This window comes from Sphingobium sp. BS19 (assembly GCF_027925545.1).
GTDB lineage: Bacteria > Pseudomonadota > Alphaproteobacteria > Sphingomonadales > Sphingomonadaceae > Sphingobium.
In genome coordinates, this window is the sequence record NZ_BSEF01000041.1 from 1 (window position 1) to 15,930 (window position 15,930).

Sequence of the window (15,930 nt, forward strand, 5' to 3'; positions counted from 1 at the left end):
CAGCACGATCTCAACTTCACGCAGCTTGCCGATAATCTCTTCCGGCTTGTGCTTCTTGCTTGGCATTCGATGTCCCTTTCGTGGTCCAGACTATCATAGTCTCTGGGCCACTCCGCAGGGGGCAGATCAGATGTGCCCGCTGACTATGGACCGCCGAAGACGATCTACAACCGCTTCATCCGCTGGAGCAGGCTCGGCGTGTTCGACAAAATCTTCGCTGCGCTCGCGGCGAAGGGCGGGAAACCGGACCAATTGATGATCGATGCTACCCATCTGAAGGCGCGTCGGACGGCAGCGAGCCTTTTAAAAAGGGGCCTGTTCCCCGACATATCGGACGCACCAAAGGTGGCCTGAACTCAAAGCTCCATGCCGTCTGTGACGGACAAGGTAGACCGTTGGTCATGCTGCTCAGCGAGGGCAGATGAGCGACTACAAGGGCGCTGCCCTGATGCTCGACGCCTTGCCCCGCGCCAGCGCCCTGCTCGGCGACAGGGGTACGATGCCGACTGGTTTCGCGAGGCGCTTGCAGACCGAAACATCACCGCCTGCATCTCCTCGAAAGAAACCGAAAGGTGCCGATCCCGCACGACACCGTGCTCTACCGTCAGCGCCACAAAATTGAAAACATGTTCGGCAGCCTCAAGGACTGGCGGCGTATCCACACCCGCTAAGACAGATGCGCCCATACCTTCATGTCCGCCATCTGCATCGCCGCCACCGTTATCTTCTGGCTCAATCAATCAGTCCCGATCTTAGGCCGGTTTTCGATCAGTCTGGATCATCCGCAGGAGTTGAAGTAGTTGGTGTATTCGTTGGTATGGAAGATGTCGACGAGTTTGCCGATCAAGTTCCACAGGCCGTTGACGGTGCACTCGCCGGCCTTCCGAAGCATGGTCTTGAGGCGGGAGAACGCTTTCTCGATCGGGTTGAAGTCCGGACTATAGGGCGGCAGGAAGCGCAGCATTGCGCCCGCAGCCTAGATCCGATCGCGGTGCTGGTGGAAATATCGGCATCGCAGGCCAGGCAGGCGACGTCGCGGGGCCTTCCACGATGTGTTAGAGCATTGTGCCTTAAATCTGCCGCATATCCAGCTTTAGCGAAGTAGTTGGAGCATTCGTCGGGATCGAAGAGGCAGCAGATGTCGCCGATGGCTTCGATGAGGGTGCCAAAGGTGCGCGCTGCAGCCTTTCGGAGATGGGCTTTAAGCTTGGCGAAGGCCATCTCGATCGGGTTCAGATCCGGCGAGTATTGGGGCAGGAAGAGCATCCATGCGCCGCGTGCGCGGACGGCGGCCTCGGCGAGTGCGCTTTTGTGAACGGACAGGTTATCGGGGATCACGACATCGCCCGGCGCGAGTTGGGTCTCGATGTAAATGTTGAAGGCCTGCCGATCCATCGCGCCGGGGATTACCCAGGGAGCCGTCAGCCCGTCATGGCGCAGACCCGCGATGAGGTCTGGGTTCCCCATCTGCCGAACGGAGCGCTCGCCTTGAGGCGCTTTCCCCGCTTCGCGCGTCCGCGCAGGCGGGTCATCTTGGTGTTGACCGATGTCTCGTCAATGAACACCAGCCGGCCCGGATGGCGGCGCATATGCGGTTGCCGGTGATTGACCCAGACCCTGCGCCGCTCGGCTACATCAGCGCGCGCGCATTCCGAGGCCATCAGCTGTTTTTTATATGTGAACCCTGCCCGGCACAAAAGCTTCGAGAGCGAGGCCCAGGCCGCAACCACACCCTGCTCGGCGTGAAGCCGCGCCGCCAACTCAGGCATTGGCGATGTCGGGTTCGGCTTCAACAACAGCGATCAGATAATCCAGATGCTGAACCAAGGGTCCTTTGCCTGCCGAGCGACCTTGCTTATGCGGCTTGGGGCTGCCCTCGTTCGCCGCCAGCCCACTCCAGCGGATCGTTGAACTCGCGCTCGCCGAATAACGCTCCGCTGCCGCCCGCCGCGAACTGCCCGCCGCTACCGCTTCGACTACCCTAGGGCGTGTGAGGATTCACAAAGCGTTTCAAGTGTTGATTCACGCTATGGATGGATCGCGACGTACTGACAGACGCCCAGTGGGCGAAGATCGAGCCGCATTGTCTGGGCAAGCCGACCGACCCCGGACGTAGCGGAAAGAACAACCGGCACTTCCTGGAAGCAGTGCTGTGGATTGTTCGCACGGGGAGTCCGTGGCGGGATCTGCCGGAGCGGTTCGGCAACTGGAACACGGCGTTTCGTCGCTTCCGCGATTGGCGGGAAGCCGATGTTTTCAGACGTATATTTGATGCGCTGTCGGATGAGCCGGATATGGAATATGCCATGATCGATGCCACTATCGTCAAGGTTCACCGGCACGGCCAGGGCGCAAAAGGGGGACTCAGAGCCAGGCCATCGGCCGCTCCAAAGGCGGCATGACGACCAAGATCCTGGCGCTCACCGACGCGCTGGGCAATCTGGTGCGGTTCAGACTGATGCCGGGCCAGCGCCACGACAGCGTCGAGGTGCCGCCGTTGATCGACGGCGTCGCCTTCGACGGGTTGATTGCCGACAAGGCATTCGACAGCAATGCGCTCGTCGCCGAACTCAACGATCGTGGCGCCAGCGTTATCATCTCGCAGCACCCCGGCCGCGCATCGAAGCTCACAATCGACGCGGCGCTCTACACTTGGCGGCACCTCATCGAAAACTTCTTCTGCAAACTGAAGGATTTCAAGCGTATCGCTATGCGCGCCTGTAAGACTGACCGCAGCTTCGAAGCTATGATCTATCTGCCTATGCCATCATCAATTCCAGATGAATCCCCACAAATCCTAGTACTGATCTTTGCATAGCGAAACAGATCGCAGGACTGGTGCCACGATCCTAGCCCACCGCCTCTAACCAGTTCTGCCACCAAACCTTTAGGTTTGCTGCGTGCCATGTCAGGCATGGCATTTTTTGCAAAGCATATGTTCTGGAGTTAGGCTCCATCTGTTAATCAACATATTGAGATATAATATTAATCTGGAATATTGTACCCGGAATAAAGACTTCTTGTACGTCATTCTTCCTGACTAGACGCGACTAAGGGGTTCATTTTTTGTTGACGTGACATGTCAGAGTGCTAATCGGGGCTTCATAAGGAGAGGGTGTTTGGAGAAATTGTACGCCGCTGTCCCTCGCCAGTCGCATCTTGCGCTGGTCCAGACGGACGAGATAGCCGACCCTTCGGGTAAAGCGGGTCGCGTTGCAGTGGAGATGGAGCGGCGCTTGATGCTGGGAGAATATCAGTTTGGCGAGACCCTTTCTATTGCCCAGCTGACACGCCAGTTCGATGCGAGTCGACAGCCGGTTGCTGCCGCAATCGCGCATCTTCGTAGTTCTGGATATGTCGAGGTGATTCCGCGGGTTGGTTGCCGGGTAGTTTCCCCATCGACAACAGAAATAGGGGATTTTTTTGTGGCGTTGGGAAAGCTGGAGGCTGCGGCGGCCGGCTTTGCTGCACGGCGACACGAGGGTGAGCAGGCTAGTGTGTTGGCTGAAATAGCTAATCGGGGCACTGCGATGTGGCTCGACACCCAAGCTGAGCGACTGGACTACATCAATAACTTGTATGATTATCATCGGCAGGTCTGGGCTATGGCTAAATCTCCGTCACTCGAGGGCCGAGTTGCTAGTATGCGTCGACTTGCCACATTTTACCTCTGGCAAGGTCAGGCTAAGCTCCTTCCGACGAGCGCGCGTCTCTTGAGCGTAGAGAGATCAGAAATTGAACAGGCTATCAAAGCACGAGATGCATTTCGTGCAGAGATACTTATGGAGAAGCACGTGGCGCACAAGCCGTTTGTCAACGGAATTATGATGAATGCACCCTGAGGGAATGATAAATCTAGATAAAGCTCGAACGCGGGCTATTTAAGGGAGGAGTATTGTGAAACCTATTTCGACATCTATACTTTGCGCATCTGTGGCATTTTCGAGTCCGGCATTGGCGCAATCTGAGGGCGCCGGAAATCCGCAAGCAACTGTCTCTAATGAAGCGACTCCTGAACGCGCGGAAAATGGTCTGGAAGATATTGTCGTCACAGCCACGCGCCGCGAGGAGCGTCTTCAGACTATCCCGGTGGCAGTCACGGCGCTGACCAGTGAAGCGATCGAGAGTTCGGGCGTGCAGGACGTGCGAAGCCTGACACAAGTCGTTCCAGGTTTTTTTGGCGGAAAGAATATTGGCTTGTTTCTGCCCGTCATTCGCGGGGTTGGATCGTCCAGCGTTTCAGCTGCCGACGAGGCGAATGTCGCAACCTACATCGACGGCGTCTATCAGCCGGACCCCTATTCTACGTTTGTCGACTTGGCCGAAGTTGAACGTGTGGAGGTTCTTCGAGGCCCACAGGGGACAGTATTTGGGCGAAACGCGACCGGTGGTCTGATCAACGTCATCACGCCGGATCCCTCGTTCGAACTGCGCGGCAATATCAGTGCTCGTTACGGTCGGCTAAGGAATGATGCCTCCGATCTCGATGCTAAGGCATACGTCACGGGCGGCCTGACCGAGACGTTGGCAGCCGATCTTTCGGTGGTTTACCGCAAAACCGATGACTACATAACCGATCTCGTGCGTGGCGGAAACCTTGGCGGAAACCGGATATTCAATCTGCGTGGGAAGCTGCTGTGGGAGGCAAGTGACGCGGCGCGGTTCGTCCTGACAGCAGAGTATGCTGATCAAGATGGATCGACCAACACTACACAGCCGTTTAATGGTAACACTGCAGGTCGCCGGTTCGCCGGCGCGGTGGTGCCAGCCAAAGCGTGGCAGTCGTCGGTCGACACGGTCCCCGTCCTTGATTTCAAGCGCTTCAATCTGGCGCTTAGAACGCGATTCGACCTTGGATCCGTTAACTTGGAAACGACCACCGGTTATATGCATACGCGGACGATTCAGGTAACGGACTCCGACGCATCGAACATTTTTCTAGGTGTGGTGTCGGCGAATGAGCCCAATATCAACACAAAGTCCCTTAGTCAGGAAATCCGTCTGCTCTCAACCGCACCGGGTCCCTTTCAATGGTTGATTGGCCTGTACGGCTTCCGCCTCGATTCAGAGTCTGGACTCCGCATTCTCTCGCGGCCTGCTGGCCCCGGGACGGTGCAAACGTCGACCTCCCTAAACCCGACGCTCAAGACGACGTCCTATTCAGGATTTGGCGAAGGCACCTATCGAATCGTTCCGCAGCTGTTCTTGACGCTCGGCGTTCGGTACACTTGGGAACAGCGCAAATTCGAGCAAATCGCGAACGGTGTAAACCTGTTCGGAGAGGCCAGTCGTAGTTTTGACAAGGTAACGTATCGCGGCGCGCTTCGGTACGAATTTGCGGACAGTGCGAACGTCTACGCGACATATGGTACCGGATATAAAAGCGGTGTGTACAACTTCACCTCCACCACACCTACGCCGGTCGACCCGGAGACCATTGATGCATACGAGGTCGGGCTGAAGGTGGATCCATTGTCATGGCTTCGCATGAACCTTTCGACCTATTACTATGACTATCAGAATTTGCAGGTCGTCGCCCGGGCGTCGTCTGGAAACACGTTCATTCTCCAAAATGCGGCATCCGCTGAAATTTACGGGGGTGAGATCGAGCTTACTGCAGCAGTGACGCGGCATTTGAAAATTCGTGCGTCAGCCGCGTACACGCACAGTGAATACAAAGACTTCCCGAACGCACAAGGCTTTGTGCCGCTTCCCCTCGGTGGAAACTCCTCGGTCTCCGAAGACGCGTCCGGTAATCAGCTTACCAGGTCGCCGGAAAGCTCGCTTGCTCTGGGCGCCGTGTGGACTAAGGAAATTGCGAATGGCACCTTCGGCATCGCTGGAAATGTCTACCACAGCTCTAGAGTTTATTTCGACTTCGCAAATCGCTTTTCTCAAAAGCCTTACACGCTGGTAAGCGGGGAGCTTTCCTATACAACCTCCAATGACAATTGGCGGTTCACGGTGTGGGCAACCAATTTGACCAATCAGCAGGTTTATCGGGAAATCAGAAACGGGCCGTTGACCACTGATGTGACGTACGAGTCGCCACGGCGCGTCGGCGTGGGTGCGTCCTACCGGTTCTAAAAACGATTGTTGGCGATTCGGGAAGCTGATTGTCAGTTCTGAAGGGAGTATAGATGATCAGCTTCAAGGATAAAGTCGCAGTTGTGACCGGTGGCGCCGCCGGGATCGGCGCAGCGACCGCGCGAAAGTTCGCTGAACTCGGGGCGGCAGTGGTAATAGCTGACGTCGATGCGGAAGCCGCCACCGCACTGATTGAGGCGTTGAAGGGCGAGGGGCTGGAAGCGTCTTTTGTTCAAACGGATGTGCTTTTCGACGAGGACATCGAGGCGGCAATGGAACACGCCGTCTCGACCTATGGAGGACTCGATATCTTGCACAACAATGCGGGGATACCCCGAACGCGAGCGCCGGATGCCGAGGTCGTTGATATGACTGCCCAGATGTGGCGAATGACGCTGGACGGCCATCTCACCAGCACCATGCTCGGTTGCAAATACGCGATCCCGCATATGCGCCTTCGCGGAGGCGGAGCAATCGTCAACACGTCGTCCGGCGGAGCGCTGGCGGCGACGGTCGACCTAACCGCCTATAGCGCGGCGAAGGCTGGCGTTCATGCACTTACGCGGGAAGTCGCCGTCGCATATGGCCGCGACAATATTCGTTGCAACGCGGTAGTACCCGGTGCGGTTCTGACAGCGCGCGGCAGGGCGACATTGCCGCCTGAAATCTTGCAGATGTTCGCGGACGAGACCCCGCTGCCCTACCTCGCCGAGCCGGAAGACATCGCCAACATCGCGGTGTATCTCGCATCCGACCACGCTCGGATGATTACTGGGCAGGCAATCCTAGCCGACGGCGGAATGTTGAGTAAACTGCCCTATTGGTCTTGGAAACTACGCGCCTTACGGGGCGAAGAGTTCGATCTCAACGCAGCCGACATTAGCTGAATAGTAAGCAGTGTTCTTAGCCGACGTCGATCTAGGCATAGGTCGATGAGCGCGATTAGTCGCCGTTGGCGAGCGCCGTAAGGGTCTTAGAGGCTGTGTCGGAACGGCGTCGTAATGGTGGACGATCAGGCTTCAATGTGATTCCGAGGGGTTGCGACACCAACCTTGGAAGCCATCATGTGGAACCCGACCGCCCGCGCGCATCATAGCCGCGAACAGCTTCGCTATGGAAGTGATCTTACCGACGCGGAATGGCATTTGATCGAGCCGTATCTGCCTGCGCCATGCTCTTGCGGGCGACGACGGCGCTGGCTGTTGATTGCCGCTGAGAAGTGACCCGGGGAGGCCAGTAATTTCCACTGAGAAGTGACCCATGTTTGAACACGTCCCTGGCTTTGACGAGCGGGGGACCATGGAGTGTTGGACATGGCATTATTGAGCGTCATCCGGCGCTGGCATTACCGCGATCGTCTGTCGATCCGGGAGATAGCCAAGCGCACCGGTCTATCCCGTAACACGGTCCGTAAGTATCTACGGTCGGACACAGTCGAGCCGCAGTTCAAGGTGCCCGAGCGGCCGAGCAAGCTGGACCCGTTTATCGAACGGCTGACGGTCTGGCTCAGGCGGGAGATGGGCCGCCCGCGCAAGCAGAAGCGCACGGTCAAGCAGCTCTATGCCGATCTGGCGAGCCTGGGCTTTGATGGATCCTATGGCCGCGTTGCGGCCTTTGCCCGAGCCTGGCGTGATGATTATCGTCGCCAGCAACAGATGAGCGGCAAGGGCACCTTCGTCCCGTTGTCGTTCGCGCCGGGTGAAGCGTTCCAGTTCGACTGGAGCGAGGACTGGGCGATCATCGATGGCGTGCGCACCAAGCTTCAGGTGGCGCACTTCAAGCTCAGCTACAGCAAGGCCTTCTTCGTACGGGCCTATCTGCTCCAGACCCACGAGATGCTGTTCGATGCCCATAATCACGCGTTCCGCGTGCTGGGCGGCGTGCCGCGCCGCGGCATCTACGACAACATGCGCACCGCGGTCGACAAGGTCGGGCGCGGCAAGGATCGAACCGTCAACGCCCGCTTCCTGACGATGGTCAGCCATTATCTCTATGAGGCGGAGTTCTGTAATCCGGCAGCGGGGTGGGAGAAGGGACAGGTCGGGAAGAACGTACAGGATGCGCGGCATCGGCTATGGCAGCCGGTTCCTCAGACCGAGAGCCTCGACGCCCTCAACCTCTGGCTGGAGGAGCGTTGCAAGGCGCTATGGCAGGAGATCGCGCACGGGATCGAAGCTGGCTCTGTTGCTGATGCCTGGGCCGAGGAGGTGGCAAGCCTGATGCCAGCAGGCCGACCGTTCGATGGCTATGTCGAGTATGGCAAGCGGGTCTCGCCGACCTGCCTCGTCCATCTGGAGCGCAACCGCTACAGCGTGCCGGCGTCGTTTGCCAACCGTCCTGTCAGCGTGCGCGTCTATCCCGACCGCTTCCTCGTTGTCGCGGAAGGTCAGCTGCTGTGCGAGCATCAGCGCATCATCGATCGATCCCATGATACACCAGGCCGCACCATTTATGACTGGCGCCATTATCTGGCGGTCGTCCAGCGCAAGCCTGGCGCCCTGCGCAACGGCGCGCCGTTCCTTGAACTGCCCGACCCCTTCCAGCGGTTGCAGCGCCATCTGTTGCGCGCTCCCGGCGGCGACAGGGAGATGGTCGAGATCCTTGCCCTTGTGCTGCATCATGACGAGCAGGTCGTACTGCGCGCGGTTACTATGGCGCTGGAGTCCGGTGTTCCGACCAAGACCCATATCCTCAACTTGCTGCACCGGCTGATCGACGGCAAGCCGCTGGCGACACCGCCCATCACGGCGCCGCAGGCGCTGAAGCTGGTCAGCGAGCCGCTTGCCAATGTGGAACGCTATGATGCGCTGCGCGGGGAGAACCGCCATGCGTCATGATACCGCCAGCGGCGCCATCATCGTCATGCTGCGAAGCCTCAAGATGCACGGCATGGCGCAGGCCGTCACCGATCTCATGGAACAGGGCGCGCCGGCGTTCGACGCAGCGGTCCCGATCCTGTCCCAGCTGCTGAAGGCGGAGACGGCGGAACGGGAGGTCCGATCGGTCTCCTATCAGCTCAAGGCCGCGCGGTTCCCGGCCTATCGCGATCTGGCGGGCTTCGACTTTGCCAGCAGCGAGATCAACGAGGCGCTGGTCCGCCAGCTCCACCGCTGCGAGTTTATGGATGTCGCCGACAATATCGTGCTGGTCGGTGGCCCCGGCACCGGCACCGGCAAGACCCATATCGCCACAGCGCTGGGCGTCCAGGCCATCGAGCATCGTCGCAAACGCGTGCGGTTCTTCTCCACGGTCGAACTGGTCAACGCCCTCGAACAGGAGAAGGCGCAGGGCAAGGCAGGCCAGATCGCCGGAAGGCTTGCCCACTCCGATCTCGTGATCCTCGACGAGCTTGGTTACCTGCCGTTCAGCGCCTCAGGCGGCGCGCTGCTGTTCCATCTGCTGAGCAAGCTCTACGAGCGCACCAGCGTCATCATCACCACCAACCTGAGCTTCAGCGAATGGGCCAGCGTATTCGGTGATGCCAAGATGACCACCGCACTCCTCGATCGCCTCACCCATCACTGCCACATCCTCGAGACCGGCAACGACAGCTTCCGGTTCAAGAACAGCTCGGCTCAGCGACCCAAAACCAGAAAGGAGAAAACCCCATCTTGACCCACCACTGACATCCGAAACATAATCGCAAGGTGGGTCACTTCTCGATGAAAACCCCGGGTCACTTCTCAACGACAATCAACAGCAAGGTGGCCGCGAACAGCGCTTAAGCTGAATGAAGCCGGGAGGCTAGGAGCTACCGGGCCTTCACGTCAGAGATCGACGTCGAGCATACCTGATACTTCGGATCCGTGCCCGAACACGTCATTTGTATGGTATTGCTGCTGACTGAACGATTTCGCGCTTCCCCACCCGAGTTCGAGCAACCAGCCAGATGGCGTCGCAAAGTAAAAGGTCAGCGCTTCGTCGTTCGAATGTTTGCCAAGCTGTAAGGCCACATCAATACCCTGCGAACGGACCACGTCATGGGCTTTTCCGAGATCGTTTAATTCAGTGTACTCGAGCATTATGTGGTTTAGACGCTTAGTGCCGTTCACGCCAAATGCGATCGAATGCTGTCGATCGTTACAGTGCATGAACGTCGGCTCCGCGCGACCGATAGGCGTGTTGAGGTGATATTGGATGAAGCCCTCAAGGCCCAGAAGCTTGTAAAAGCGATGGGATGCGACTGGATCATCCGCATGAACAAGAACATGACCTAGCCCTTCTTCACCGGTCTTGAACTTGCCGTGCATGCGGCGCCCGGGATGAAAAGGCATGTCCATCGCAATCAAGGGGCCGTAAAATAATTCGACTGGATTCCCGCTGGGGTCTGCGAGCTTTATCAAGCCGAGTACCCGACGCTCAGCAGCTTCCTGGACGGTGCCCGCCCGGTACGGAATATTGGCAGTATTCAGCCGGCCGGCAACTTCGTCCAGCGCATCCTGGTCAGCAACCCGCCAGCCCATGTAGGCCAGATCGTCTTCGCCGCCAATGTGCATCACAAAGCGATGATGCCAATAATCCATTCGCAAGTAGAACCTGTCAGGTTCGCCTTCGTCGAACACTTCCAGCCCCGCAACATCCGCTGCGAACCGTCGCCAAGCATCGCCGTCGGAGATGTTAAGCCCGACATAGCCAAGCTCAGTCACTTTACTCATTAGGCACCTCTCAGCTTTTCTAGCGAGGCTAATCTAGCATCGTGACATGCCAGAGGCAAGCGGGGTTTCACAGACATCTTTCATGTTGCTGGGCGCACGTGGTGTCAATGCGTAGCTTGAACAACCGGGCTTGCATGAAAGGGGCCAGTGATGCTAGGACGTGTGACATGTCACAAGAACCAACGTGGAGAGATGCATGACGACTCCTGACAAAGCTGCGCTTGAAGCGCTGATTGAGGAGCGCGAGGCGGATGGGGTTTTCCGTATCCATCGGACGATGTTCACTGATCCGGCCTTGTTTGAATTTGAGATGGAGCATGTTTTTGCGGCAGGATGGGTTTATCTTGCCCATGAAAGCCAGGTTCCTAAACCTAATGACTTTGTGACCTGCTATATTGGTCAGCAGCCAGTTATTCTGTCGAGACAGGTTAACGGCGGACTAAAGGCGTTTCTTAACGCCTGCCAGCATCGTGGAGCAACGCTTGAAACCCGGGCAAGCGGGAACCGGAAGCTATTTATCTGCCCCTTCCACAGCTGGAGCTATCGCAACGATGGCGAACTGGTCGGATGCGGAGACATGGCGCAAGCAGGCTATGGCCCCGGTTTCAGCAAGGCCACTCTCGGGTTGAAGCCTGTCGCGCGAGTCGAAAACTATCGTGGTTTCATATTTGGCTCGCTTAATCACGACATCATGAGCCTGCCGGACTACCTCGGCGGTGCGAAGGCCTTCATCGACCTCGTGGTCGACCAAGACGAGAACGGGCAGATCGATGTAATCCCGGGTCCGCAGGTCTACACCTTCGACGGCAACTGGAAGTTGCAGGCCGAGAATGGTGTCGATGGCTATCATGTCGGTTCGATCCACAGTAATTACATTCTGACTACCAACAACCGCCAGCGTATCGCTGCCGGAAATGACGTGGTTAGCGCGGTCGACGTGTCGGGCTTCAACAAGTTGGCAGGCGGGTATTACGCATTCGAAAACGGTCACGTCGTTCTGTGGAACGAACTCCCAAACCCGCAGGTTCGTCCGGCCCACGCCTCGCACGAAAAGTTTGAAGCTCGGTTCGGTGCAGATCGTGCACATTGGATGACACATACCTGGCGTAATCTTTTCGTTTTCCCAAACCTGTTGTTGATGGATCAGATGAGCAGCCAGATCCGTACGTTCCGGCCGTTGGCGGTTGACAAGACCGAAGTGAAGGCGTTTGGCTTTGTGCCGCATGACGAGGCTGCCGATTTGCTCCCTGTGCGCATCCGCCAATATGAGGATTTCTTCAACGCATCGGGGCTGGCAACGCCGGACGATTTGGCGGCGTTCAACGCGACGCAAGCCGGCTTTGCTGCGCGGCACGCCGAGTGGAGCGATGTCTCACGCGGATGGGCACACATGCGACAGGGAGGTGATGAGCGCGCGCACAAGATTGGCTGCGCGCCGCAATACTACGGCACGCATCTTCAGGATGAGGGCATTTTCCTCAATCAGCATCGTTATTGGCGGAAAATGATGATGGACGGCGCGCAGCGCCCAAATCTGCTGGAGACAGCAGAATGATCGAGACCCAATTGTCCCGGGCTGCCGATTTGGTGCGTTTGGAAGGCTGGTTTCTCGACAATCGGGATTGGAATGCCTGGTTGGACTTGTATGCGCGGTCAGCGACTTACTGGTTGCCCTGCTGGCTGGACGAGGAGAATTATACCAGCGATCCAAATCGACAGATGTCGTTGATCTACTATCCCAACCGGACAGGGCTGGAGGATCGCGTGTTCCGGATACAGACGGACCAGTCGCTTGCATCTCAGCCGCTGCCACGAACCTGCCATATCACGTCGGTGATATCTAGCATGTTTGAAGAAGACCGCGTCGTCGTGCAGTCGAACTGGGTCGTTTACAGCTATAAGCTGGGAAGGCAGCACAACTTTTTCGGTCAGCAGCGCCACGATTTTGAATCGGATGGTCAGGACCTGAAGATCGTGTCTCGCAAGGTGATCTTAGCGAATGATATTATTCCTAACGTGCTGGATATCTATAGTATTTAAAGGCGAGGGCTCGCTGCCGGTGAGCAAGAAGTGATCGCTGCGTGCTTACGACTTACCGCGCGGAACACGTTGTAGGTTTTTTGAATGCCAGTGCCAAAGTGGCTGAATGCCGACGTAACGACTGAGGAGTTTGAGTTTGAGTAATCCAGAAATCGGCAAATCGGTTGCTGCCGGAGGAATTCGCACCAACTATATCGAAGCGGGCGAGAACAAGGCCGAAGTGCTGTTGCTGATTCACGGTTCCGGACCAGGTGTAACCGCCTTCGCCAACTGGAACGGGGTTATCCCAGCCTTTGCCGAGCATTATCATGTGTATGCGCCCGACATGGTCGGCTTCGGTTATACCGACTGTCCAGCGGAGATCTCCGATTTTACGCTAGATTTCTGGGTGGATCACATCGTCGCGTTCATGGATGTGCTGGGAATCCCGAAGGCGCGGTTTATTGGAAATAGCTTCGGCGGCGCACTCAGTCTCGCTATCGCCGCACGCCATCCGAAGCGCGTCGAGAAGTTCGTTCTGATGGGTGCTGCCGGTCTTCGGTTCGAGATGAGCGATGGCCTGCGCGAGGTTTGGGGCTATGAACCCTCGCTCAGCAATATGCGCAAGTTGATGGAAACCTTTGCCTACGACCCATCGCTAGTGAAAGACGTAATCGTCGAGTCGCGGCACGAGGCAAGTATCCGCCCCGGAAGTCATGAAAATTTCTCGCGCCTCTTCCCGGAACCTCGTCAGGAAAAGCTTGACCGTCTTGCTACGCCGGAAGATGAGGTTCGCGCGATCACCGCGCCGGCATTGATCGTTCACGGTCGGGAAGACGTAATTGTGCCGGTGGAGGTGGCATACCGCTATTCAGCCCTGCTGCAGAACTCCGAGCTGCACGTGTTCGGCAAATGCGGACACTGGACGCAGATCGAGAAGCGCGACAGGTTTATCGAGATCGTCCTTGGTTTCCTTACAGAATAATTTGCATCGCCCATGTGAGGTGTAGCAACAGCAATTCGCTGAGTTATCTACAGAGGAAAATCGATGAGCCCTTACCCCGGTCTCATGCAGCAAGCACAGTTGTCTATCATCGACATCCTGCGTTTCGCGGCAGTTGCCCATGGAACGCGTGAAATCGTTTCAAAGTTGATCGACGAACCGATCTGGCGTTCTAATTATGCTCGCACGTTTGCGCGTGTGGCGCAGGCGGCACATATGCTGACCGATTTGGGAGTGGCACAGGGTGATCGTGTTTCGTCCCTGGCATGGAACACGCATCGCCATTTCGAGCTGTTCTACGCCGTGCCTGGAATGGGGGCGGTGCTGCATACAGCCAACCCCCGGCTACCCGACGAGCATCTCGTCTACACCATCAACCATGCCGGCAGCCGCGTGCTGGCCTACGACGCCAACCTTGCGGAAATTGTAGAACGGCTCAAGCCGCAGTTTACGACAATCGAGCACTTCATCGCGCTCACTGCCGGCGACTACGAAGCGCGCATCGGAGCGGCTCCGACCATCTTCGGCTGGCCGCGCCTCGACGAGAATAGCGGCGCTTTCCTTTGCTACACCTCCGGTACGACGGGCGATCCCAAGGGGGTGCTCTATTCGCACCGCTCGGTCGTGCTGCACGCCTTGGCCGCCGGGCTTCCGGGTGCACTCAATTTTAGTGCTTCCGACGTTATCATGCCGTGCCAGTCCCTCTACCATGCGACCGCCTGGGGTCTGCCGTTCGCTGGCGCGATCAATGGGTCGAAGTTCGTCTTTCCTTGTGAACGGTTCGATGGCGCCAGCTTGCAGCAACTTATCGAGACTGAGCAGGTTACCTTTTCCGGCGGCGTGCCGACCATCTGGACGATGTATTTGACTCATCTTGATCAGTCCGGGGGAACGCCCGGCAGCCTTCAGCGTGTCATCATTGGGGGCTCGGCGGTCCCCCGCGCGATGGCTGAGACGTTCGAGCGTCGTTACGGAGTCAAGGTCCAACAGATATGGGGCATGACCGAAACGTCCCCTTTGGGTGCCGTTTCGACCCCGACCCCGGCGCTCAAGACGCTCGGCGAGGAAGAGGCAGCCGAGGTCATCTGGACCCGCCAGGGCAGGATGATGTTTGGTATCGAGATGCGTATCGTGGATGAGGACGGCGGCGAATTGCCGCATGATGGTGAACAGTCGGGTGCGCTCCATGTGCGTGGGCCGTGGGTGCTCTCACGCTATTTCCGAACGGACGAGCCAGCGTCTGATGCTGACGGCTGGTTCGATACTGGCGACATTGCCACAATCGACAAGTTCGGCTTCATGCGCATCACCGATCGTAAGAAGGACGTGATCAAGTCCGGCGGCGAATGGATCAGCTCCATCGATCTCGAGAATGTCGCCGTCGCCTGTCCAGGCGTGAAAGTGGCCGCTGTGGTTGGCATTCCTCACCCAAAATGGGAAGAGCGCCCGCTCCTTTTGATCGAGGTGCATGACGGTGCTGACCTTGATGAGGATATCATCGCCAAGTGGCTCGCGGCGCGGGTAATACGATGGTGGATGCCTGATCGCATCCTATTTGGATCCGTTCCACTTACCGCCACCGGTAAGATCGACAAGAAGATCATTCGCGAAAGATATGCCAATCTGCTCCTTTGAGCGTGTCTCTTGGACTTTCGCTGGGCAGAACTTGGCCCTGTGTGGACGACTCTCCGTTGGCATATTTGTGAAAACGAGCCCACTGTACCACGCCGGACAGTGGCGACGTTCCTCCGGTCACCGGGCCGCCGTTGCCGTCGTCGTACAGCCCGATCGCGGTAATCACGCTGCTGCAGGCATCATCGGCGCGCCTTGGAGAGGGTGCCGTCATCGGGGGAACTGCCACAAGGCGATCAGCAAAAGACGAAGTGATGCACGGCGGCAAGAGCGGTCAGGGGGCAGCTCCAGGAGGGAGACATTCTGGCAAATCGATTTTCCCCGCTATGACGGCCAACTTTCCGCTACCCATTTCGCACGCGAAAATCCCGGCGAATTCTAGACGTTTGCTGAGACTAGGGGCGGATGCCATTGGTATGATCCATATCGGGAATTGCGGAGATGGTTGCGGCATTCTGCGGGGCTGAATGCGTCGAGCGATGAGCCGATGCGGCGCCACGTTGTCTCATGGGTTCGCTCAGCGGCTTTCCGCAT

11 protein-coding genes and 5 pseudogenes are annotated in these 15,930 nt (G+C 57.6%); 12 read left to right on the forward strand and 4 right to left on the reverse strand.

The features are described 5' to 3' along the window. Window positions 1-129: 129 nt before the first annotated feature. A pseudogene (locus QMG56_RS22105) lies at window positions 130-734 on the forward strand (IS5 family transposase); the annotation flags it as partial. A 34-nt stretch (window positions 735-768) separates the two neighbouring features. On the opposite strand, the pseudogene QMG56_RS22110 reads toward QMG56_RS22105, so the two are convergent. The 3 genes and pseudogenes from QMG56_RS22110 to QMG56_RS23600 form a co-directional block, all read right to left on the reverse strand. Continuing rightward, window positions 769-976 (reverse strand): annotated as a pseudogene (locus QMG56_RS22110) (transposase); the annotation flags it as partial. Between the two features lie 242 nt (window positions 977-1,218). Further along, window positions 1,219-1,467, reverse strand: a pseudogene (locus QMG56_RS23595) (transposase); the annotation flags it as partial. Next, window positions 1,422-1,796 carry a hypothetical protein gene (locus tag QMG56_RS23600; RefSeq protein WP_375713752.1) on the reverse strand — a complete coding sequence of 125 codons (375 nt, stop codon included), beginning with the start codon at window positions 1,794-1,796 and terminating at the stop codon, window positions 1,422-1,424. The pseudogene QMG56_RS23595 and the gene QMG56_RS23600, both read right to left, overlap by 46 nt. 237 nt (window positions 1,797-2,033) lie before the next feature. On the opposite strand from QMG56_RS23600, the pseudogene QMG56_RS22120 reads away from it, so the two are divergent. The 7 genes and pseudogenes from QMG56_RS22120 (at window position 2,034) to istB (ending at window position 9,702) form a co-directional block, all read left to right on the forward strand. Further along, window positions 2,034-2,818, forward strand: a pseudogene (locus QMG56_RS22120) (IS5 family transposase). Window positions 2,819-3,119: 301 nt separating this feature from the next. Further along, on the forward strand, window positions 3,120-3,842 hold the full coding sequence (locus tag QMG56_RS22125) for a GntR family transcriptional regulator (protein ID WP_281824965.1): 723 nt from the start codon (window positions 3,120-3,122) through the stop codon (window positions 3,840-3,842). A gap of 91 nt (window positions 3,843-3,933) precedes the next feature. After that, window positions 3,934-6,087: a TonB-dependent receptor gene (locus QMG56_RS22130; protein WP_281824967.1), complete on the forward strand. Its 2,154-nt coding sequence runs from the start codon at window positions 3,934-3,936 to the stop codon at window positions 6,085-6,087. A gap of 53 nt (window positions 6,088-6,140) precedes the next feature. Next, entirely contained in the window at window positions 6,141-6,974 is an 834-nt protein-coding gene (locus QMG56_RS22135; protein WP_281824969.1) for an SDR family NAD(P)-dependent oxidoreductase, read from the forward strand. Window positions 6,975-7,151: 177 nt separating this feature from the next. After that, window positions 7,152-7,286: pseudogene (locus tag QMG56_RS22140) on the forward strand (transposase); the annotation flags it as partial. A 114-nt stretch (window positions 7,287-7,400) separates the two neighbouring features. Further along, the gene (gene istA / locus QMG56_RS22145; protein WP_281824971.1) at window positions 7,401-8,924 is read left to right on the forward strand and encodes an IS21 family transposase; all 1,524 of its coding nucleotides are present in this window, start codon (window positions 7,401-7,403) and stop codon (window positions 8,922-8,924) included. After that, a complete protein-coding gene (istB, locus tag QMG56_RS22150; protein ID WP_281824973.1) occupies window positions 8,914-9,702 on the forward strand; it encodes an IS21-like element helper ATPase IstB in 789 nt (262 codons plus the stop codon). The genes istA and istB overlap by 11 nt, the downstream gene beginning before the upstream one ends. 152 nt (window positions 9,703-9,854) lie before the next feature. On the opposite strand, the gene QMG56_RS22155 is transcribed toward istB, so the two are convergent. Continuing rightward, window positions 9,855-10,742, reverse strand: a complete 888-nt coding sequence (locus tag QMG56_RS22155; RefSeq protein WP_281824974.1) for a VOC family protein — start codon at window positions 10,740-10,742, stop codon at window positions 9,855-9,857. Between the two features lie 277 nt (window positions 10,743-11,019). Between QMG56_RS22155 and QMG56_RS22160 the strand changes: the two genes are divergently transcribed. The 4 genes from QMG56_RS22160 to QMG56_RS22175 all read left to right on the forward strand — a co-directional run bounded on the left by QMG56_RS22160 (window position 11,020) and on the right by QMG56_RS22175 (window position 15,399). Further along, the gene (locus QMG56_RS22160; RefSeq protein WP_281824975.1) at window positions 11,020-12,297 is read left to right on the forward strand and encodes a Rieske 2Fe-2S domain-containing protein; all 1,278 of its coding nucleotides are present in this window, start codon (window positions 11,020-11,022) and stop codon (window positions 12,295-12,297) included. Continuing rightward, the gene (locus tag QMG56_RS22165) at window positions 12,294-12,782 is read left to right on the forward strand and encodes an aromatic-ring-hydroxylating dioxygenase subunit beta (protein ID WP_281824977.1); all 489 of its coding nucleotides are present in this window, start codon (window positions 12,294-12,296) and stop codon (window positions 12,780-12,782) included. Before QMG56_RS22160 ends, QMG56_RS22165 begins: the two co-directional genes overlap by 4 nt. A gap of 130 nt (window positions 12,783-12,912) precedes the next feature. Next, window positions 12,913-13,746: an alpha/beta fold hydrolase gene (locus tag QMG56_RS22170; RefSeq protein WP_281824979.1), complete on the forward strand. Its 834-nt coding sequence runs from the start codon at window positions 12,913-12,915 to the stop codon at window positions 13,744-13,746. Between the two features lie 63 nt (window positions 13,747-13,809). After that, window positions 13,810-15,399 (forward strand): long-chain fatty acid--CoA ligase, encoded by a 1,590-nt coding sequence (locus tag QMG56_RS22175; protein WP_281824980.1) that lies wholly within the window; start codon window positions 13,810-13,812, stop codon window positions 15,397-15,399. Window positions 15,400-15,930: the final 531 nt, after the last annotated feature.